16 protein-coding genes are annotated in these 20639 nt (G+C 75.2%); 5 read left to right on the forward strand and 11 right to left on the reverse strand.

Annotated features, from left to right (window positions below):
* The first annotated feature begins 257 nt into the window (after positions 1 to 257).
* Positions 258 to 2237 carry a penicillin-binding transpeptidase domain-containing protein gene (locus O7628_RS06230; RefSeq protein WP_278129006.1) on the forward strand — a complete coding sequence of 660 codons (1980 nt, stop codon included), beginning with the start codon at positions 258 to 260 and terminating at the stop codon, positions 2235 to 2237.
* Between the two features lie 271 nt (positions 2238 to 2508).
* Here the strand turns inward: O7628_RS06230 and O7628_RS06235 are convergent, their stop codons facing one another.
* The 6 genes from O7628_RS06235 to O7628_RS06260 all read right to left on the reverse strand — a co-directional run bounded on the left by O7628_RS06235 (position 2509) and on the right by O7628_RS06260 (position 9520).
* Complete coding sequence (locus O7628_RS06235; RefSeq protein ID WP_347405149.1) at positions 2509 to 3915, reverse strand: arginase family protein; 1407 nt, start codon at positions 3913 to 3915, stop codon at positions 2509 to 2511.
* A gap of 65 nt (positions 3916 to 3980) precedes the next feature.
* On the reverse strand, positions 3981 to 4895 hold the full coding sequence (locus O7628_RS06240; protein WP_278129008.1) for a tetratricopeptide repeat protein: 915 nt from the start codon (positions 4893 to 4895) through the stop codon (positions 3981 to 3983).
* Between the two features lie 142 nt (positions 4896 to 5037).
* Positions 5038 to 6726 carry a methylmalonyl-CoA mutase family protein gene (locus O7628_RS06245; RefSeq protein ID WP_278129009.1) on the reverse strand — a complete coding sequence of 563 codons (1689 nt, stop codon included), beginning with the start codon at positions 6724 to 6726 and terminating at the stop codon, positions 5038 to 5040.
* Positions 6727 to 6820: 94 nt separating this feature from the next.
* Positions 6821 to 7234, reverse strand: coding sequence for an Asp23/Gls24 family envelope stress response protein (locus O7628_RS06250; RefSeq protein WP_074477410.1), 414 nt, complete (start codon positions 7232 to 7234; stop codon positions 6821 to 6823).
* Positions 7235 to 7322: 88 nt separating this feature from the next.
* Complete coding sequence (gene meaB, locus O7628_RS06255) at positions 7323 to 8327, reverse strand: methylmalonyl Co-A mutase-associated GTPase MeaB (RefSeq protein WP_278129011.1); 1005 nt, start codon at positions 8325 to 8327, stop codon at positions 7323 to 7325.
* Positions 8324 to 9520 (reverse strand): acetyl-CoA C-acetyltransferase, encoded by a 1197-nt coding sequence (locus O7628_RS06260; RefSeq protein WP_278129013.1) that lies wholly within the window; start codon positions 9518 to 9520, stop codon positions 8324 to 8326. The genes meaB and O7628_RS06260 overlap by 4 nt, the downstream gene beginning before the upstream one ends.
* Before the next feature lie 81 nt (positions 9521 to 9601).
* On the opposite strand from O7628_RS06260, the gene mce reads away from it, so the two are divergent.
* From mce to O7628_RS06280, 4 genes are all read left to right on the forward strand, one after another.
* Positions 9602 to 10072 carry a methylmalonyl-CoA epimerase gene (mce, locus tag O7628_RS06265; RefSeq protein ID WP_074477404.1) on the forward strand — a complete coding sequence of 157 codons (471 nt, stop codon included), beginning with the start codon at positions 9602 to 9604 and terminating at the stop codon, positions 10070 to 10072.
* Positions 10073 to 10769: 697 nt separating this feature from the next.
* A complete protein-coding gene (locus tag O7628_RS06270) occupies positions 10770 to 12023 on the forward strand; it encodes a cell division protein DivIVA (RefSeq protein ID WP_074477402.1) in 1254 nt (417 codons plus the stop codon).
* Between the two features lie 180 nt (positions 12024 to 12203).
* The gene (locus tag O7628_RS06275) at positions 12204 to 14387 is read left to right on the forward strand and encodes a hypothetical protein (protein WP_278129015.1); all 2184 of its coding nucleotides are present in this window, start codon (positions 12204 to 12206) and stop codon (positions 14385 to 14387) included.
* Between the two features lie 222 nt (positions 14388 to 14609).
* Positions 14610 to 15833 carry an AI-2E family transporter gene (locus tag O7628_RS06280; protein ID WP_278129017.1) on the forward strand — a complete coding sequence of 408 codons (1224 nt, stop codon included), beginning with the start codon at positions 14610 to 14612 and terminating at the stop codon, positions 15831 to 15833.
* Positions 15834 to 15855: 22 nt separating this feature from the next.
* Here the strand turns inward: O7628_RS06280 and O7628_RS06285 are convergent, their stop codons facing one another.
* The 5 genes from O7628_RS06285 to O7628_RS06305 all read right to left on the reverse strand — a co-directional run bounded on the left by O7628_RS06285 (position 15856) and on the right by O7628_RS06305 (position 20615).
* Positions 15856 to 16665 (reverse strand): alpha/beta hydrolase, encoded by an 810-nt coding sequence (locus tag O7628_RS06285; protein WP_278129019.1) that lies wholly within the window; start codon positions 16663 to 16665, stop codon positions 15856 to 15858.
* A gap of 66 nt (positions 16666 to 16731) precedes the next feature.
* A complete protein-coding gene (locus O7628_RS06290) occupies positions 16732 to 17058 on the reverse strand; it encodes a hypothetical protein (protein WP_043966091.1) in 327 nt (108 codons plus the stop codon).
* 109 nt (positions 17059 to 17167) lie between these two features.
* Positions 17168 to 18838 carry a 3-hydroxybutyryl-CoA dehydrogenase gene (locus tag O7628_RS06295; RefSeq protein WP_278129021.1) on the reverse strand — a complete coding sequence of 557 codons (1671 nt, stop codon included), beginning with the start codon at positions 18836 to 18838 and terminating at the stop codon, positions 17168 to 17170.
* Between the two features lie 170 nt (positions 18839 to 19008).
* On the reverse strand, positions 19009 to 20067 hold the full coding sequence (locus O7628_RS06300) for an alpha/beta hydrolase (RefSeq protein WP_278129022.1): 1059 nt from the start codon (positions 20065 to 20067) through the stop codon (positions 19009 to 19011).
* A 119-nt stretch (positions 20068 to 20186) separates the two neighbouring features.
* A complete protein-coding gene (locus tag O7628_RS06305) occupies positions 20187 to 20615 on the reverse strand; it encodes an FHA domain-containing protein (RefSeq protein WP_278129024.1) in 429 nt (142 codons plus the stop codon).
* Positions 20616 to 20639: the final 24 nt, after the last annotated feature.

The following is a 20639-nucleotide window of genomic DNA, read 5'->3' on the forward strand; positions in this document are numbered from 1 at the left end:
GTGGGTCACTCTGCCGCTCAGCCTAGGCCCTGCCGAAGAGCGCGCTTCGGTTGACCTTGGCCCGGAGCGTACGGTCGGGACTCCAGTCCTTCCACCGTGCAGATCCCTGGTGGGCCGGCTGGGGATTACCCCGCGCGGGATGTTCATGCACCTGCCCGCGACAGGTCTTCCCGCACGTGGCGTGCCCGGCGGGGCGGTGCGCGGGGAGCGGTCGTACTACCGTGACGGGCAGTCGGAGATCAGGAGGGACCGCCCGCATGCACCTGACGCGCCCGATCCGCCGCGGCAGCGCCCACAGCCGCAGCCGCGCCCGGCGGTCGCTCGCCGCGGTCGCGGCCACCGTGCTGGCCGCCGGCGCGTTGGTCGGCTGCTCGTCCGACGACGGCCCCGGACCGACCGTTGACGCCTTCCTGTCCGGTTGGGGCAAGGGCGACCTCCAGGCCGTCGGCTTCGTGACCCCGGCCGGGCTGAAGGTCCCCGCCGCCGACGTGACGCGCCAGCTCCGCGAGCTCTCCGGCGAGCTGGCCGACACCCCGCCGGCCCTGCGGCGCACCGGCGACCCGAAGGTCGACGCCAACACCGCCACCGCCGGGATCCGGGTCGCCTGGTCCCTGCCCGGGGGCACCCCCTGGGAATACGACCGGCAGGTGCGGCTCACCACCGGCGACGACGGGCAGTGGCGGGTCATCTGGGAGCCCCAGGTGGTGCACGAGCAGCTCACCGACGGCGACCGGATCGCGGTGCGCCGCGACGCCGCGCCCCGGGCCGGGGTGCTCGACGGCGCGGGCGAGCCGATCGTCACGCCCCGGCCCGTGGTCCGCGTCGGGCTGCAACCGAGCGAGGTGACCGACGTGAAGTCGGTGTCGCGGCAGCTCGACGCCGCGTTCCGGGCGGTCCGGCCGGCCATCACCCCGCCGGTCGACCTCGCCGACCTGCCCAAGCGCCTCGCCGACGCCGACCCGGGCGCGTTCGTCGAGGTGGTGACGCTGCGCGAGGAGGCGTACCGGCAGATCCGGTCCCGCATCTACGACCTGCCCGGCACCAAGTTCCGGGCCGAGAAGCTCGACCTGGCCCCGACCCGCGAGTTCGCCCGCGCGCTGCTCGGCTCGGTCGACCAGGCCCAGGCCGACGACCTGGCCGCCCACCCCGACCGCTACCGGCAAGGTGACCTCGTCGGCCACGGCGGCCTCCAGGGCCGGCACGACGAACGGCTGCGCGGCACGCCGGGGCTCACCGTGATCAGCGAGCGGGCCGGGCCGGACGGCACCGTCGCGCCGACCGGCACGGAGCTGTTCCGGCAGGAGCCGAGGCCCGGCCAGCCGGTGCGGACCACCCTCGACGTGGCCACCCAGAACGCCGCCGACGCGGCCCTGCGCGGCGAGAAGCGTCGGGCCGCGCTGGTGGCGGTGCGGGTCGGCGACGGCGCGGTCCTGGCCGCCGCGAACGGCCCCGGGGCCGCCGGCGAGAACCTCGCGTTCACCGCCCAGGTGCCGCCCGGCTCGACGTTCAAGATGGTCAGCGCCCTCGGCCTGCTCGACCGGGGGGCGGTCACCCTGGACGGCCCGGTCGCCTGCCCGAAGACGTTCACGGTGGACGGTCGCTCGTTCAAGAACTCCGACAACTTCGCCCTCGGCACGGTGCCGTTCCGCACCGACTTCGCGAAGTCCTGCAACACGGCGTTCGCCGCGCTCGCGCCGAAGCTCGGCCCCGACGGCCTCGCCGCGACCGGCCGGGCACTGGGCCTGGAGACCGAGTGGGACCTCGGCCTGGACGCCTTCACCGGCAAGGTCTCCGCCGGCGGCTCACCGGCCGAGCAGGCCGCCGCCGCGTTCGGGCAGGGCACCACCCTGGTCAGCCCGCTGGCCATGGCCGCCGCCACCGCCGCCGTCGCCCGGGGCCACTGGGAGCAGCCGAAGCTGGTCGTCGACCCGGCCCCGGCCAAGGCCGCGCCCGCCGGGCCGCAGCTCAAGCCGGAGTCGGTCGAGCCGCTGCGCACGATGATGCGCGAGGTGGTCACCGCCGGCACCGCCACCGCCCTCAAGGACGCTCCCGGCGGCCCCGTGCACGGCAAGACCGGCACCGCCGAGTACGACGACGACCCGGCGCACACCCACGCCTGGTTCGTCGGCTGGCAGGGCGACGTCGCGTTCGCGGTCTTCGTGGAGCGGGGCGGGTCGAGCGGGTCGAGCGCGGTCCCGATCGCCGAGCGCTTCCTGCGCGCCCTGGCCGCCTCCTGACGCCCCGGCCCAGGCTGGACACCTGCCGGGGCCGGCGGCCCGGCCTGGGCCGCGCCGGGCCGCGCCGGCCGCGCCGGGGGGCCGCGCACCGGGCCGGGCCGCCATGTCGGCGACCTAGCGGTATCCGGGGCGGCGGGATGCCCCCATGTCGCCGACATGGCAGCACGCCCGAGCCCCACGCGCCCCCGCCCGAGCCCCGCGACGGCCCACGACGGGGCCGGCGGCGGCACCCCGGCGGCACCGGCGGGCGGTGGGGAGCAGCGGCCCCCGGTCAGGCGATGCCGGCCGCCGGCCGGGGCGGGGCACCGTCCTCGGGGGGCGGGGCGTCGCCCGGGGTCGCCCCGGTGACCCGGCGCAGCAGGCCCGGCCCGGCCGAGGCCGGCGGCCCGACGGGCTCCAGCAGCGGGGCGGTCCCCGTCGGGCCGGGTGGATAGCCCGCGACGAGGCCGGCATCGTCGACCCGCCCGGCCGGTCCCACCGGTCCGCCCCCGGTCCTGTCCGGCCCGGCCGGCGGGTCGGTCGGCGCACCGGCGACGGCCGGCGGCGCACCGGCTGCGGCCGACAGGTCGGCGGCCAGCGGGTCGGCGGCCGGGCCGGCGGGACCGGCGGGACCGGCGGGCGACAGCCGCTCCGGGGCCGGGAACGGGCGGGACCCGGGAGGCAGGCGGGGCTCCGGGGCCGCCGGGACCAGACGGGTCTCCGGGGCCGCCGGCGGCAGGCGGGGCTCCGGGGCGGCCGGCAGCAGGCGGGGCGGCACCGCGCTCGGGGCGGTCACCGGGGCGAGCCCGGCCACCACCGTGTTGACGATCTCGGCGGCGTACGCGCCGTCGACGTCGTAGTCGGGGTCGAAGACGGTCAGCTCCACGCCGAGGCAGTGCGGGGTGTCGACCAGGCCGGCGAGCAGGATCTCCAGCTCGGCGAAGGCGATCCCGCCCGCGTCCGGTGCGTCGACCGCCGGCATCACCGCCGGGTCGAGCACGTCCACGTCGACGTGCACCCAGTAGCCGGCGCAGTCGGCCAGCTCCTCGTGGGCCCACTGGGCGGTGCGGGCCGCGCCCTCGGCGCGCAGCGCCGGCACCGGCCGGGTGGTGATGCCGGCGGCCTGGAGGTCGAGGCGGTACTCGTCCTGGGCGCGGATGCCGAGGACCACCACGTCGATGTCGCGGAAGTAGGGCCGCCGCCCCTCGATCGCGGCCAGGTCGGCCTGCCCCCGCCCGGTGACCAGCGCCAGGTCCTCCCCGGCCGCCGCGCCGACGTACGAGGCGTTGCCGGGGTGCCGGAAGTCGGAGTGGCCGTCGACGAAGACGAGCCCGATCCGCCCGCCGACCGCCTCGCCGAGGCGGTGCATGGCCAGCGCCGAGCCGAGCAGGATCGAGCAGTCGCCGCCGAGGACGAGCGGGAACTCCCCCCGGTCGATGATCGCCCCGATCCGGTCGGCCAGCGCCGCCGAGTACGCGGCGATCTCCGAGGCGTGGCAGACGCCGTCGCCGGGGCGCCAGTCGCCCGGGTCGTACCGGGGCGGGGTGAGGCAGCCGGCGTCGCGCGCCCGCAGCCGGGCGAGCAGGCCCTGGTCGCGCAGCGCTCCCGGTGCCTTGGCGCAGCCGGGGACGGCGGTGGGGGTGGGCGGGCGCAGCCCGAGGTTGGACGGCGCGTCGAGGACGGCGATCCGGCGCATCATGGGCTCCCGTCCTCGTGGGTCGGGCGGGCCGGCGAACGCCGGCCCGCGCTGGCGTACGGCGGAACTCAGAACAGGGCGCTGGCCAGGGCCCGGCGGGCGGAGGCGACGGCGGGGTCGTCCGGGCCGGCGACGGTGAACAGGGCGATCAGGTGCTGGCGCGCCCTGTCCCGGTCGTCGCCGGAGGTGCGGCGCACCAGGTCGACCAGGCGGGCGTACGCCTGCTCGGCCATGCCGCTGAGCACCTCGATGTCGGCGGCGAGCAACTGGGCGGGCACGTCGTCGGGGTTGGCCTCGGCGGCGGCGAGCGCCGCGCGCGGGTCGGCGCCGGCGACCCGGCGGGCCAGCCCGACCTGGGCCAGGCCGGCCTCGGCCGCGGCGTCCGCCGGCGACTCGGCGAGGATCTTCCGGTACGCCTCCTCGGCCGCGTCCAGGTCGCCGCTCATCAGGGCGTCGTCGGCCTCGTCGAGGCGGGGGTCGCCCGGTGCGGCGACGTCGACGCCGCCGGCCTTGAGCACCGCGCCGATCCACTGCCGCAGCTGGGCCTCGGGGACCGCGCCCGAGAACGCGTCGACGGGCCGGCCGCCGACCACCGCGTAGACCGTCGGGACCCCCTGCACCTGGAACATCTGAGCGATCCGCGGGTTCTCCTGGACGTCGATGCGGGCCAGCGCCCACGCGCCGCCGCCCTCGGCGGCCAGCCGCTCCAGCAGCGGGGCGAACTGGTCGCTCTCCGGGTAGCCGGCCGCGCCGAAGAAGACGACGACGGGCATCGTGGTGGACCGTTCGAGCACCTCGGCCTGGAGGTTGGCCTCTGTCACGTCGATCACGGAGCCGCCGCCGGCGGCGGCCGGCAGCCCGGAGGACGGACCGGCCTGGGCCGGTGTGCTGGGGCGGGTGGCGGGCGGTGCGGTGTTGCGCAGTCCGCTGAGGTCGACCGCGCCGCGGGTGAAGATCGACGAGGTGATCCGTGGGTCGCTCATGGTTATCTAGTCTCGCACGTGTCCCGCCGAACTCAGATCAACCGCGACGGCGACAGTTGCGACTCTCACCCCCGCCCCGGCCTGCAAGGAAGGGTCCCTTCCTATCCGAAAAGCGATAGGAAGGGACCCTTCCTTGCACCTGTCAGAAGCGGGCCGGCTCGCGGTAGGTGCCCCACTCGGCGCGCAGCGCGTCGCAGATCTCGCCGAGGGTCGCCTCGGCGCGGACGGCATCGAGCATGGCCGGGATCATGTTGTCGCCGGTGCGGCCGACCTCGACCATCCGGGTCACCGCCGCGCGCGCCGCTGCGACGTCGCGGGCCGCCTTGCGCTCGGCGAGCACCCGGCGCTGCTCCACCTCGACCTCGTGCGAGATGCGCAGGATCTCCAGGTCCTTGGCGATGGTGCCGGTGTGGCAGTTGACGCCGACGATGCGCTTGTCGCCCTTTTCGAGGGCCTGCTGGTAGACGAAGGCGGACTCGGCGATGTGCCCGGTGAACCAGCCGTCCTCGATGCCGCGCAGGATGCCTGAGGTCATCGGACCGATCCGGTGCGTCCCGTCCCCGCCGAGCTGCCGGATGCGGGCGAAGATCTCCTCCGCCTCGGCCTCGATCTTGTCGGTCAGCGCCTCGACGTACCAGGAGCCGCCGAGCGGATCCGCCACGTTGACCACGCCGGTCTCCTCCATCAGCACCTGCTGCGTGCGCAGGGCGATCTCGGCGGACTCGTCGGTGGGCAGCGCGAGGGTCTCGTCGAGGGCGTTGGTGTGCAGCGAGTTCGTCCCGCCGAGCACGGCGGCGAGCGCCTCGACGGCGGTGCGTACGACGTTGTTGACCGGCTGCTGGGCGGTCAGCGACACCCCGGCGGTCTGGGTGTGGAACCGCAGCCACTGCGCCTTCTCGCTGGTCGCGCCGTAGACGTCGCGCAGCCAGCGGGCCCAGATCCGGCGGGCGGCCCGGAACTTCGCGATCTCCTCGAAGAAGTCGACGTGCGAGTCGAAGAAGAAGCTCAGCCCGGGGGCGAAGACGTCGACGTCCAGCCCGCGCGACAGCCCCAGCTCGACGTAGCCGAACCCGTCGGCGAGGGTGTACGCCAGCTCCTGCGCGGCAGTCGCGCCGGCCTCGCGGATGTGGTAGCCGGAGACGGAGAGCGGCTTGTAGCGCGGGATCTCGCGCGCGCAGTATTCCATCAGGTCGCCGATGAGGCGCAGGTGCGGCTCCGGGTCGAAGAGCCACTCCTTCTGCGCGATGTACTCCTTGAAGATGTCCGTCTGGAGCGTGCCGTCCAGGGTGGACAGGTCGGCGCCCTGCCGCTCGGCGGCGACGAGGTACATGCAGAACACCGGCACGGCCGGGCCGGAGATGGTCATCGAGGTGGTGACGCCGGCCAGGTCGATGCCGTCGAAGAGCACCTCCATGTCGGCGGCCGAGTCGACGGCCACCCCGCAGTGCCCGACCTCGCCGAGGGCCTGCGGGTCGTCGGAGTCGCGGCCCATCAGGGTCGGCATGTCGAACGCGACGGAGAGGCCGCCGCCGCCCGCGCCGAGGATCATCTTGTAGCGCTCGTTGGTCTGCCGGGCGTTGCCGAAGCCGGCGAACTGCCGGATCGTCCAGGTCCGCCCCCGGTAGCCGGTGGGATACAACCCCCGGGTGTACGGGAACTCGCCCGGCCAGCCGATCCGCTCGAAGCCGGGGTGGGCGACGCCCTCGGGCGGCCCGTAGACCGGGTCGACGGGCATCCCGGAGAGCGTGGTGAAGTCGGCGTCCCGCTTCCGCGCGGCGTCGTAGCGGGCCTGCCAGCGCGCCCGTCCGGCGGCGATCTCGTCGGCGTCCATGCGCAGGGCTCCTCCTCGAGTCCTCGTCAGAGGACCGAGTGTAGTCCCCGGCCTGAACGATCGCTAAGGAGTCGCGTACCGGTAGGTAACCCGGTCAGGCCGGCGCGGCGGCGGGGTCGCCGAGCGCCACGTCGTCCACCCGGATGTTGATCTCGTCGACCCGCAGCCCGTACGCCTCGACGGCCCGGGTCACCGCCGCCCGCACCCCGTCGGTCACCTCCGGCACCGGCCGGCCGGCGTCGAGCACGACGACCAGGTTGACCACGGCCGCGCCGTTCGTGACGTGCGCCGAGCAGCCGCGCCGGGCGTCGCCGACCTGGTCCAGGCCGACCCGGTCGAAGACGGCGTTGAAGAACCGGGCCACGTCGCCGCCCAGGTCGGCCACGCCGGGGACGGACCGCGCGGCGGCCACCGCGATCTTCTCCACCACCTCGTCGGAGACGTGGGTGGTCCCGCCCGCCACCGCGTCCGGCGTCACCGACAGCTCCTGCGTCGCCTCGTCAGCCATGACCTCTCCCCCAACACGCGCGCACCGCCCCACGCCGACCGTGGAGCGGTGCGAGCGTACTCGTTGCCGAGGGTCCGCAGTGGACGCGTCAGGAGCCGATCTGCGCCAGCAACTCGTCGGCTGCGGCGTACGGGTCGAGCGCCCCCTCGGCCACCTTCGCGGCAAGCGCCGGCAGCTCCGTACCGTCGCGCAGTGAACCGATCCGGGCCCGCAGCACGCCCAGCGTGATCGCCTCGATCTCGGCGGCGGCCCGCTTCTCGCGGCGGCGGCGCAGCTCGTCGTGCTCGACCAGCCAGCCGCGGTGCTTGTCGATCGCGGCGGCGATGTCGTCGATCCCCTCGCCCCGCGCGGCGATCGAGCGGACCACCTGCGGCCGCCACTCGCCGGGCCCCCGCTCCCCGAGGGCGATCATGCCCTGGATGTCGCGGACGGTGGCGTCGGCGCCATCCCGGTCGGCCTTGTTGACCACGAAGACGTCGGCGATCTCCAGGATGCCGGCCTTCACCGCCTGGATCGCGTCGCCCATGCCCGGGGCGAGCAGCACCAGCGTCGTGTCGGCCAGCGAGGCGACCTCGACCTCGGCCTGCCCGACGCCGACGGTCTCCACCAGCACCACGTCGCAGCCGGCGCCCTCCAGCACCCGCACCGCCTGCGGGGTCGCCGCCGACAGCCCGCCGAGGTGGCCCCGGCTGGACATCGACCGGATGTAGACGCCCGGGTCGGTGGCGTGGTCCTGCATCCGGACCCGGTCGCCGAGGATCGCCCCGCCGGTGAACGGGCTGGACGGGTCGACGGCCAGCACCCCGACGCGGTGCCCGCGCGAGCGCAGCGCCCGGACCAGCTCGTTGGTGGTGGTCGACTTGCCCACCCCGGGCGACCCGGTCAGCCCGACCACCTGGGCCTGCCCCGCGTACGGCGCGAGGGCCGCCGCCACCCGGGGCAGCACCTCGTCGCCGGACTCGACCAGGGTGATCAGCCGGGCCACGGCGCGCGGGTCGCCGGCGCGGGCCCGCTCCACGAGCATCGGCACGTCCCGGCTGCGGCGCACCGACGGCACGCCGCCGGCCGGGACCTGCGCGACGGCTCCGCTCACTGCTGCTCGGTGGGGTCGGGTACGTGGATGATCAGGGCGTCGCCCTGGCCCCCGCCGCCGCAGAGCGCCGCCGCGCCGGTGCCACCGCCGCGCCGCCGCAGCTCCATGGCGAGGGTGAGCACCAGCCGGGCCCCGGACATGCCGATCGGGTGGCCCAGCGCGATCGCGCCGCCGTTGACGTTGACCTTGTCGTCGCCGATGCCCAGGTCGCGCATGGACTGGATGCCGACCGCGGCGAACGCCTCGTTGATCTCGACCAGGTCGAGGTCCTCCACCCCCAGGCCGCCCTTGCGCAGCGCGTGGTTGATCGCGTTGGAGGGCTGCGAGTGCAGCGAGTTGTCGGGGCCCGCCACGTTGCCGTGCGCGCCGATCTCGGCGAGCCAGGTCAGCCCCAGCTCCCGGGCCTTCGCCTCGCTCATCACGACCACGGCCGCGGCCCCGTCGGAGATCGGCGAGGCGCTGCCGGCGGTGATCGTGCCGTCGGAGGTGAAGGCGGGGCGCAGCCGGCCCAGCGACTCGACGGTGGTGTCCGGGCGGATGCCCTCGTCCTCGCTGATCACCACCGGGTCGCCCTTGCGCTGCGGGATGACCACCGGGGTGATCTCGTCGGCGAAGTGGCCGTTCTTCTGCGCGGCGGCGGCCCGCTGGTGGCTGGCGGCGGCGAAGGCGTCCTGCTCGGCGCGGGTGATGCCGTGCCGCGCGCCGTGCCGCTCGGTGGACTCGCCCATCGAGCAGCAGTCCCAGGCGTCGGTCAGCCCGTCGAGGGCCATGTGGTCCTTGATCGTCACGTCGCCGTACTTGTAGCCGGCGCGCTGGCCGAGCAGCAGGTGCGGGGCGTTGGTCATCGACTCCATGCCGCCGGCCACCACGACGTCGAACTCGCCGGCCCGGATGAGCTGGTCGGCCAGGGCGATCGCGTCCAGGCCGGAGAGGCAGACCTTGTTGATCGTCAGCGCCGGCACGGACATCGGGATGCCCGCCTCGACGGCGGCCTGCCGGGCCGGGATCTGCCCGGTGCCGGCCTGGAGGACCTGGCCCATGATGACGTACTGCACCTGCTCGGGGGGCACCCCGGCGCGCTCCAGCGCGGCCTTGATCGCGATGCCGCCGAGCTTGGTGGCGGGGAGGTCCTTGAGGTTGCCGAGCAGGCGACCCATCGGGGTCCGCGCGCCGCTGACGATCACCGAAGCCATGTGCTTGCCCTCCGAGGGGGGTGCCGAGCTGTGAACCTTAACGATTGTTCGGTTGGACGGGTGTTCGGTCAGACTAACGCCATGGCTGAGAACTCCCCCGTCGAGCCCGCTGCCGACTTCGTCACAGACATCGGCCTGCGCCGCATCGACCACGTCGGGATCGCCGTCGCCGACCTCGACGCCGCGATCGACTTCTACCAGCGCACCTTCGGCATGCGCTGCGTGCACACCGAGACCAACACCGAGCAGGGCGTCCGCGAGGCGATGCTGACGGTCGGGCCGACCGCCGAGGGCGGCTGCGTGCAACTGCTCGCCCCGCTCACCCCGGAGTCGACCATCGCCAAGTTCCTCGACCGCTCGGGGCCCGGCGTGCAGCAGGTGGCGTACACGGTGGCCGACATCGACGCGGCGTGCGCGGCGCTGCGCGAGCGCGGCCTGCGGCTGCTCTTCGAGACCCCGCGCCGGGGCACCGCCGACTCCCGGATCAACTTCGTCCACCCGAAGGACGCGGGCGGCGTCCTCGTCGAGCTGGTCGAGCCCGCCCGGCGGTGAAAGGTGAAAGGAAGGGCCCCCTGTTAACGCATTCTGTAGAGCAGGGGCCCCTTCTTAACCACCCCCACCCCACCCGGCGCCGCGCCCGCCCGGCGGCACCACAGCCCCCCGCGCGAGCGCAGTGGTGCGCGGCCGAGTTGATCGACTTCACGTCGGTGACCTGGCGGTATCGACGGGACGGGAGACCCCCATCCGGCCGACATGAAGTCGGTCAAGCGGTCCTGCAGCCGCTGACCCCCGGCCGCCGGCAAGTCGTCCGGGGCGGCCCGGTCGGGCATCGCCGTGGTCGGGCATTGCCTTTCGACGCCGGCTGCGGTCCCCATTTCGCGCGATGCCGGCACGGCCGACAGGGAAAGTCGCCGGCACCAACCGACAAGAAACCGGCGCCGGCCGACAAGAAACCGGCACGGGCCGGCAAAGGACCGCCGGGCGCTCCCGCGGCCCTTTTCCCGCACGCCCCCGCGCGCCCGAACACCCGTCCACAGGGCCACCCGGCCACCGCCCACCGGGCCGCCCGACCACTCGCCTCCGGCGCGCCCGACCATCCGCCCACCGGGCCCCCGGACCGGCCCGGGAGCTGCCAAGATCGCCCACCGATCGGACCCGCCCGACGGCAGTCAGTTGACCATGTAAACAGGACACGAAAGGCCCGCACCGCTCTTGCGAAGCACCCCGGGGGGTCTGCGAGTATGTCCCAATGCCCCAGCAGCAGTCCTCCCCTCTTGCGTTCTTCGATAACGCGAACTCGCAGCCAGATTTCACCGTTGGCCTGCGCGGATACAACGTCGGGCAGGTCGATGACTTCATCGGTCGGCTGACCGCCGCGCTGACCCAGTCCGAGCAGGCCCGCGCCGAGGCCGAGCAGCGGATGAACGACGCCCAGCGTCGGCTCCGCCAGGCCGAGCAGCGCCAGAGCGCGCTGGAGCAGAAGCTCGCCGAGACCAACAAGCAGCTCGAGGAGAACAGCCGGCCGACCCTCTCCGGCCTGGGCACCCGCGTCGAGCAGATCCTGCGGCTGGCCGAGGAGCAGGCCAACGACCACCGCAACGAGGCCAAGCGCGAGTCCGAGGGCATCCTCTCCGCGGCCCGTCTGGAGGCGCGCGAGATCACCGACAAGGCCCGCGCCGAGGCCGCCGCGATGAAGGCCACCGCCGAGCGCGAGGCCGGCAGTGTCCGCACCGCCGCCGAGCGCGAGGCCGCCGAGGTGCGCGTGCAGGCCCGCCGGGAGGCCGACACCCTGCGCGCCGACGCCGAGCGGGAGACCAAGCAGCTGCGCACCGTCACCGCGCACGAGGTCGCCGAGCTGAAGTCGACCGTCGAGCGTGAGGTCGCGACCCTGCGCGCCACCGCCGAGCGGGAGATCACCCAGCAGCGGGCGAAGGCAGCGCGGGAGGCCGAGGAGAAGCGCGCCGAGGCGACCAAGCTCCTCACCGACGCCCGCGACAAGCGCGACAAGGACCTCCAGGCCCTGGAGCTGCAGCTCGCCGAGCGGCGCGAGAAGGCCGAGCGCGAGGAGTCCGAGCGGCACGCCGCCCAGGTCGCCCAGACGCAGAAGCTGGTCGGCGAGGCCGAGCAGCGCGCCCGGGCCGCCCAGGAGCGGGCCAAGGAGATCGAGCAGCGCGCCGAGGCCCGTCGGGTCGAGTCCGAGCGCACCGCCAACGACACCGTCGAGAAGGCCAAGGCGCTGTCCGAGAAGACGCTCAACGAGGCCAAGGCCGAGGCGAAGCGGCTGCTCACGGAGGCCCGCACCGAGGCCGACCTGACCACGCAGGCCGCCCGCCGCGAGGTCGAGGACCTCACCCGGCAGAAGGACGCCGTCACCTCGCAGCTCGGCCAGATGCTGTCGGGCCTCGCCGGCATCGTGCCGGGCGTGCCGCCGGCGCAGGCCAAGCCGGAGCCGGCCAAGGCGGACGGCAAGGACGAGCGGGTGAGCGCGGAGTCCGCCGGCTGACCGACCGCACGGCCGGGGGGCATGGACACGGCGCGGGGTGACACCGGGTAACCGGTGCGACCCCGCGCCGTATGCGTTTTCCCGCGCCGCGGCACGGGCGTCGGTAACGGCAGTGAATCAGCTCCCATCCGGGGCGTCCGTATCGCCCCAGCCGAGCCGGATGCGTGTGAGGATGGGGGCATGTCGCACGGCGAGGAACTGTTCGCTCTCGGCGGGGATGTGACGACGGAGCCCAGCTTCGAGTCCGCCCTGCGGGGGTACGAGAAACGACAGGTCGACAGGTACGTCGCTCGCGCGGAGCACGAGATCGCGACACTGGCGGCCGAGCGGGAACAGGCGTACACCCAGATCCACAAGCTGGCCGGGCAGGTCGAGGTGCTGCAACGCGACCTCGCCCAGGTGCGCAAGCAGGTCGGCGTGGTGGACCGGGCCTCGTTCCGGCACCTCGGCCCGCGGGTGGAGCAGATTCTCGTCCTCGCCGAGGAGCAGGCCGACGACATCCTCGCCGCCGCCAACGAGGAGATCGAGGCGCGGCGGGCCGCCGCCGAGCACATCGTCGCGGAGGCCAAGGAACAGGCCGCCCAGGCGCTCAAGGACTTCGAGATCGCCCTCGCCGCCCGGCGGGCCGAGGAGGAGCGGCACGGCGCCGCCCGGCGCGCCGAGGCGGACGCCACGCTGAAGGCCGCCCGGGACGAGTCCGCCCAGCTGCGCGCGGCGGCCAAGGACGAGTCGACCCGGCTGCGCAAGGCCGCCCAGGAGGCCCTGGAGAAGGCCCAGCAGGAGGCGACCCAGCTCCGGGACGCCGCGAAGGAGATCCACACCCGGGCCCAGCAGGAGGCGACCAAGCTGCGCGAGGCCGCCCGGGAGGCCCTCGCCAAGGCCCAGCAGGAGGCCACCCAGCTCCGCGAGGCGGCCAAGGAGGTGCACGCCAAGGCCCAGCAGGAGGCGAAGCGGCTCACCGACAACGCCACCGAGGCCAGCCGGGCCACCCACGCCAAGGCGTTGCAGGAGGCCAAGCGGATCACCGACGATGCCGAGGGTGCCGCGAAGGCCACCCGCGACCGGGCCCGGCAGGAGGCCGAGCGGGTCACCGCCCAGGCGGCCGAGGCCGGCAAGCGCCAACGCGCCGACACCGAGGCGTACGTGCAACGGATGCGCACCGAGACCGAGGCGTACGTGCAGCAGGCCCGCGCCCAGACGCAGCAGGAGCTGGGCGCCTGGCGGGCCGGGGTGGAGCAGGAGGTCAACGGCCGGCGCGAGGCGGCCGACCGGGAGCTGGCCCAGCGCAAGGAGGCCGCCGAGCGGGAACACTCCCAGCGCCGCGAGGAGCTGGACCGGCAGCACACGGCCCGGCAGGACGATCTGGAGCAGCAGTTCACGGCCCGGCAGACCGAGCTGGAGCAGCAGTACACCGCCCGGCGGGCCGAGATCGAGGACGGTGCCGCGGAGATCCGGCGCGCCGCCGAGCAGGACGCCCTCACGATGCGCCGGCAGGCCGAGGAGGAGGCCGCCGACCTGCTGGGCCGGGCCGAGGCCGACGCGGCCGACAAGCGACGCCGGGCCGACGAGCACGTCGCCGCGTCCCGCCGCCAGTTCGAGGAGTACGCGGCCACCACGCAGCAGCATCTGGCCACCACGCAGCAGCACCTCGCGGCGACCCAGCAGGAGGTGGCCGCCGGCCGCCAGCAGCTCGCCCAGGTGATGCTGGAGATCGCCCAGGCCCAGCAGCAGCTGGCCGACCTGCGGCAGGAGACCTGGCAGTCCCGGCAGGAGTCGGACGAGCTCCAGCACCAGCTGCTCGACCTGCGGCAGCAGCTGGCCGGCGTCCGGCTGTCGGCGGCGGCGGGCGCGCCGGTGGCCGGGCCCGCGAAGGCGGGCGACACACCGAACAGGACCGGGCCCGCGAAGGCCGGCGACACACCGAACGGGACCGGGCCGGCGACGACGGCCGGCGCGCCGAAGGGGACCGGGCCCGCGAAGGCGACCGGCATGCCGAAGGGCACCGGGCCGGTGCCCGTGAAGGCGACCGGGCCGGCGACGGCGGCGGCCGAGTCCGGCGAGCCGGCGCAGCCCGCGCCGGTCAAGGCGACCGCCGACGCGGGGGTGGCGAAGGCCGTGCCGGCCGACGACGCCGCCCCGGCCCGGACCCGGCCGGTGGCCGAACCGGTGACCACGGTGGACGGGGGCGCGGCCAGCGCCGGGGTGGACGGCGAGCCGACGGTGGCCGCGGTGCCCGGCGAGGGCGGCCGGGGGGCGACCCCCACGAAGATCACCAGCACCGGCGAGAACGGCAAGCGGCCAACCAAGCCGACGACCGACGAGCGCAGCGCCCGGCCGAGCAAGGTGTCCGTCGAGTCCGAGTGAGCCGGGGTGGCCGGGCCGTCCGCCCGGCAACTACCCTCCTGTCGGCAGGACCCGCGCCCGGCCAGGGCCGTGGGCGGCTGACGACGACGCTCCGGGCGCATCCGCCGGAGGGCGGAGGAGGTCTCGGTGGCGGACGGCGCACGGACGCACGGCGGGCAGCCGGACGACAGGCCGGTAAGCCACGAGCCACCGGTAAGCCACGGACCGGTCGGCCACGGACCGGTGGGCCACGGGCAGCCGGGCCACACCGGTCCGGACGACGACCCGGCGGACCGCGCCACCCCCGTCGGCCCCCCGCCCGGCGGCAGCCGGCCAGACGACGACCGGGCGGACGACGACCGGGCGGACCCCGGCGACCCCGGCGACTTCGACCCGCCCGGCGCGCTCGCCGCCGGCTCGGGCCGCTTCGGGGTGCCGGGGCGGCCCCTGCGCCGCAACAGCTTCCTCGTCGGCTTCACCGGCGCACTCGGCGTGCTGCTGGCGTACGCCGTCTTCCTCGGCGTCCGCAACTCGGCCGGCATCCTGGTGCTGGTCGTCATCGCGCTCTTCCTCGCCGTCGGGCTCAACCCGGCGGTGGTCCGGCTGCGCTCGTGGGGCCTGCCCAACGGGCTGGCCGTCGCGGCGGTGACGCTGATCGTGCTGTCGCTGATCGTCGGCGGTTTGGTGGCGCTGGTCCCGCCGGTGGTCACCCAGTCCGGGCAGTTCGTCGAGCAGTTGCCCAGCTACGTCGAGGAGCTGCGCCGCAACGAGGCCGTCAACGACTTCGTCGTCCGGTACGACGTGATGGCGAAGGTGCAGGCCGCGGCCAACGCCGACACCGTGGGGCGGGCGCTCGGCGGGGTCCTCGGCGGCGCCCAGCTCATCTTCGGCACGGTCTTCCGGGCGCTCACCGTGCTGGTCCTGACGATCTATTTCCTCGCCTACTTCGACCGGCTGCGCCGCGTCGGGTACGCGCTGGTGCCCCGCTCCCGCCGGCACCGGGTGCGGCTCATCGGCGACGAGATCCTGGCGAAGGTCGGCGCGTACATGGTGGGCGCGCTGAGCATCGCCGTGCTGGCCGGGGTGACCACCTTCGTGTTCGCGCTGGCCGTCGGGCTGCCGTACCCGTTCGCGCTGGCCGTGGTGGTCGCGGTGACCGACCTGATCCCGCAGATCGGCGCCACCATCGGCGCGGTGGTGGTCAGCCTCGTCGGCTTCGCCACCGACCTGCCGGTGGGGATCGCGTGCGTCGCGTTCTTCGTGGTCTACCAGCAGGTGGAGAACTATCTGATCTACCCGAAGGTGATGCGCCGCTCGGTCGAGGTCAACGAGGTCGCGGCCCTGCTCGCCGCGCTGCTGGGGGTGTCGCTGATGGGCGTGGTCGGCGCGCTGATCGCGATCCCGACGGTGGCCGCCCTCCAGCTCATCCTGCGCGAGGTGGTGCTGCCCCGCCAGGACTCCCGCTGACCGCCGCCCGCCCCGACCGGGCTCAGTCGGCGGCGTCGGCCTTCGGGCCCGGCACCGGGACGTCGGCGAACGAGGCGACCGTCCGGTCGGCGTACGCGCTGACGTCGCCGGTGGTCATCGGGCCGTCCCAGGTGCGGGGCAGGGGCAGCGGGGCGGCCGGGTTGACCCGCCGGACGATCTCGTCGAGCACGGTCTCGGCGTCGCCGACCCACAGGTGCTTCGCGCCGGGCACCCCGACGACCTCGGCCTGCGGCACCGCCGTGAAGCGCCGCCGCGCCTCGTCGGGGCGCAGGTAGTCGTCGAACTCGGGCACCAGGGCGGTCAGCGGCTTGCCCTCCTGCGCCCAGTGCGCGAGATCGGCGGGGGCGGAGAAGCGCAGCGGCGGGGAGAGCAGGATCGCGCCGGCCACCGCCGGGTCGCAGCCGTACTTGAGGGTCAGGTCGGTGCCGAACGACCAGCCGACCAGCCAGACGTTCGGCAGCTCGGCGAACTCGGCGTACTCGATGGCGGCGGCCACGTCGAAGCGCTCGCCGACGGCGTTGTCGAACGCGCCCTCGCTGGTGCCCCGCACGCTGCTGGTGCCGCGCGTGTTGAACCGGAGCACGGCCAGGTCGGCCAGCGCCGGCAGCCGCCAGGCGGCCTTGCGGAAGACGTGGCTGTCCATCATCCCGCCGTGGGTGGGCAGCGGGTGCAGGCAGACCAGCGTGCCGGCCGGCTCCTTCCCCACGGGGCGGGCCAGCTCGCCGACGAGGGTCAGCCCGTCGGCGGTGTGCAGCTCGATGTCCTCGCGGTGCCCGGGCAGGATCGAGGACGCGCGGATCGGTGTGCTCACCGTCCCAGTCTCGCGCGTCGGCGTCGGCACCGCCCGCCCGGGCGGAAACAGGGTGATCCAGATCGCTCAGCCGTAGCGGGGCGCGCCCCGCCCGCGCTGGATCCCGGGGCCGCGCCGGTCCCGCGCCCGCCAGCACCCGCTGTGCCAGTGCCGGCGGTCGGTGAGGTCGCCCCGGTCGTCGGCCGGCCAGGCCACCAGGTGCGCCACCCCCGGGCGGATCTCCTGGTCGCAGCCCGGGCAGCGGTACGTCTTGACCGACGCGCCGCCGCTGATCCCGCGCACCTGCCAGTCGCCGTCGCGCCACTGCTGCACGGTGGGCACCCCGTGGCGGGCCCGGTCGGCGTCGAGGTGGGCGTGCTCGTCCCGGCGGGGACGGTTGCGACGGGGGCTCACCTCGTCAAGGTTACGGTCGGTTCCCCACCCCGGCCCGGCGAGGTGCGCGGCTGGGCGGCCCGGCCGGCGGGAGGTGCCGCACGCGCGCGGGCCCGGCCGGGGCGGCCCGTCAGCGGCCGGGGTGCTCGCGGAAGCCGCGCCCGGCCCTGCGGCCCAGGTAGCCGGCGGTGACGAGGTGCTCCAGCAGCGGGGCCGGGGCGAGGCCGGGGTCGCGCAGCTCGCGGTACAGCGCGCGCTGGCTGGCAAGCGCCACGTCCAGGCCGACCGCGTCGAGCAGCTCGAACGGGCCCGTCGGGTAGCCGCAGCCGAGCTTCATCGCGTGGTCGATGTCGTCGACGGTGGCGTAGCCGGCCTCCAGCATCCTCACCGCGTCGTTCAGGTACGGGAAGAGCAGCGCGTCGACCACGAAGCCGGCCCGGTCGCCGCAGACCACGGCGGTCCTGTCGAGCGTGGCGCAGACGGCGCGGGCGGTCTCGGTGGCCTCCGCGCCGGTGCGGACGGTCCGCACGATCTCCACCAGGGGCCACGCCGGCGCCGGGCCGGAGAAGTGCAGCCCGATCACGTCGGCGGGCCGCCCGGTGGCCATCGCGATGTCGATCACCGGCAGCGACGAGGTGGTGGTGGCGAGCACGACGCCCGGCTTGCAGACGCCGTCGAGGCCGGCGAACAGCTCCTTCTTGACGTCGAGGTCCTCGGCCACGGCCTCGACGACCAGGTCGACCTCGGCCAGGCCGTCGAGGTCCCCGCCCGGGGCCACCCGGGCCACCTCGTAGCCGGCCCCGGCGAAGACCTCGACGAGCCCGGCGGCCGTCGCCCCGGAGCCGACGACGCCGACCCGGGCGACAGGGCGCGTGCCGTCGCCGGCCGCCGGCCGCTCCTGCGGGGTCGACCCGTCCGGCACGACCTTCGCCGAGCCCGGCTTCTCGTAGGTGTAGAAGCCCCGGCCGGACTTGCGGCCGAGCAGGCCCGCGGTGACCATCTGCCGGACCAGCGGCGCCGGGGCGTGCCGGCGGTCCCGCCCGCCGCGCCGGTACATGGTGTCCAGGATCTCGCACGCGGTGTCGAGGCCGATGAGGTCCAGCAGGGCGAGCGGCCCCATCGGCAGGCCGCCGCCGAGTTTCATGGCGGCGTCGATGTCCTCGCGGCTGGCGTAGCGCGACTCGAACATGCCGACGGCGTGGTTGAGGTAGCCGAAGAGCAGCGCGTTGGCGATGAAGCCGGCCCGGTCGCCGATGGTGACGCCGACCTTGCCGAGCCGGGCGCAGAGGGCCTCGACGTCGGCGACCACGTCGGCGGCGGTGACCACCGTGCGGACCACCTCGACCAGCTTCATCACCGGGGCCGGGTTGAAGAAGTGGATGCCGACGACCTGCCGGGGTCGGCCGGTGGCGACGGAGACCTCGGTGACCGACAGCGAGGAGGTGTTGGTGGCGAGGACCGCCTCGGGCTTGCAGACCCGGTCCAGCTCGGCGAAGATCCGCCGCTTGAGGTCGAGGCGCTCGGGGACCGCCTCGACCACCAGGTCCACCGAGTGCAGCGCGGCCAGCCCGACCTGGAAGTCGACCCGGGCCAGCAGGGCGTCCCGGTCGGCCTCGGCGAGCTTGCCCCGGGCGACGGCCCGGTCGGTCGAGCCGGTCAGGTGGGCCCGGCCACGGTCGAGGGCGGCGTCGGAGACCTCGACCGCGACGACGTCGATGCCGTTGCGCGCGAAGACCTCGACGATGCCGGCACCCATGGTGCCCAGCCCCACAACGCCCACGCTGGTGAACTCGCGCGCCACGACCGGCCTCCCCAATGCTGCGCGGGACCACGGGACGGGACCCCCGCGGGACCGCTTGAACGGTCACTAAGGTTCTGCGCGCGAGTCTGCCACGTGACGGTCCGCCGCCGGGACGCGGAGGGCGCCGGCGGCTCCGGCCCGGGCCGCCGAACGCCTCCGGTCGCGGCCCCTCAGCGGCTCCGGCCGGTCAGCGCCAGCAGCTCGGCGACGAACTCCGCCGGCCGCTCCAGGTGCGGGCTGTGCCCGCACCCCGGCAACACCACCTCGCGGTACGCCCCGCCGGCCGCAGCGTACCGGTCGAGCACCGCCCGGGTCTGCCCGACCATCGGCTGCGGCGGGCAGTCCCGCTCCCCCGGCCAGCCGGGCACCACCCCGAGCGACCCGAGGTGGGCCAGGTCGAACAGCGAGGTGTCCGACACGATCACGTCGGCGTCGCCGCGTACCCAGGTGACGGGGGGCTTGCCGGCGACGGCGACGAGGTCGTCGGCGATGCGGAAGTGGGCCGGGGCGAGGGCGTTGAGCACGCCGCTGCCGCCGGCCGCGATGCCCGGCCAGTGCGGCGAGGCGACCGCCGTGCCGGGGTAGTTGCCGTCCCCGGTGGCGGTGGACAGGAGGCTGTCCAGCAGCAGTTCCTCGTCGTCGCCGAGCGACGCCGGATCGGCCACGTACGCGGTCCGCAGCACGTTGCGGGGGCTGGTCGGGCCGTCCGCGCCCCGGTCGCCCGCGGCCAGCCGGGCCACGAAGTCCCCGTTCGCGGTGCCGCCGCCGGTGCCCGCGAAGTCGGGCGTGGTCGGGGTGCCGGCCAGGTCCCGGGTGCCGCCGAAGCCGTACGGGGAGACGGGCGCGGCGAGCAGCAGCCCGGCCACCCGGCCGGGGTGGTCGACCAGCAGCCGCATCGCGACGCCCCCGCCGAGGGAGTGCCCGACCACCACCGGCCGCGCGCCGGGGGCGAAGAGCCCCGGGGCGTCGAGCAGGGCGGCGACGTCGTCGGCGAAGTCCCGCAGGCCCCGGGTGGCGTCCACCGCGACGGTCTCGGTGCCGCCGTAGCCCCGCAGGTCCGGGGCGACCACCCGGAGGGTGTCGGGCAGCCGCCGCAGCAGCGGCTCCCAGAACGCCGAGGACGAGCAGTTGCCGTGCACCAGCAGCACGGGCGCGCCGTCGGGCGGGCCGGCCACCCGGACCCGCTGGACGATGCCGTTGGCCTGCACGGTGTGCTGCGTGCTCTCCATGCCGCGGCATGCTGCCACGCGGCGACGCCCGGCTCCATGTGGCCGGCCCACATGAAAGGAGGGGCCCCCTGTTAACGCATGCGGTAGAGAAGGGTCCCCTTCTCACCCGCCGGCGCGGCTCAGAGGCGGGCGGCCGGCGGGGTGGCGACGGGCAGCGGCAGGGTGGGCCGGCGGTCGCGGCGCTGGGGGCCCAGTTGGGGGGCCAGCCGCAGCCCGACCGGGTCGGTCCGGGCCAGGCCCGGGTCGAAGAAGCGCAGCTCGGTGCGGCCCAGCCGGATCACGTCCCCGTCGGAGAGCAGCTCCGGCGACTCGATCCGGCGGTCGTTGAGCCACGTGCCGTTGGTCGAGCCCAGATCCTCAAGCCACACCCCGTCGCCCGACAGCCGTACGCTGGCGTGCCGGCGGCTCAGGTGCGGATCGTCCACGCTGACCTCCGCGGTCGTCGCACGGCCGATCACCTGTGGCGTGCGGCCGAGCCGGAAGCTCGCCCCACGCATCGGTCCACCCGCCACCGTCAGCAGCGGCATCAGTTCCGGAAAGTCCTCCATGGACGGTCAGCCTCCAGCCACCGG

This window comes from Micromonospora sp. WMMD956 (genome assembly GCF_029626125.1).
Taxonomy (GTDB): Bacteria; Actinomycetota; Actinomycetes; order Mycobacteriales; family Micromonosporaceae; genus Micromonospora; species Micromonospora carbonacea.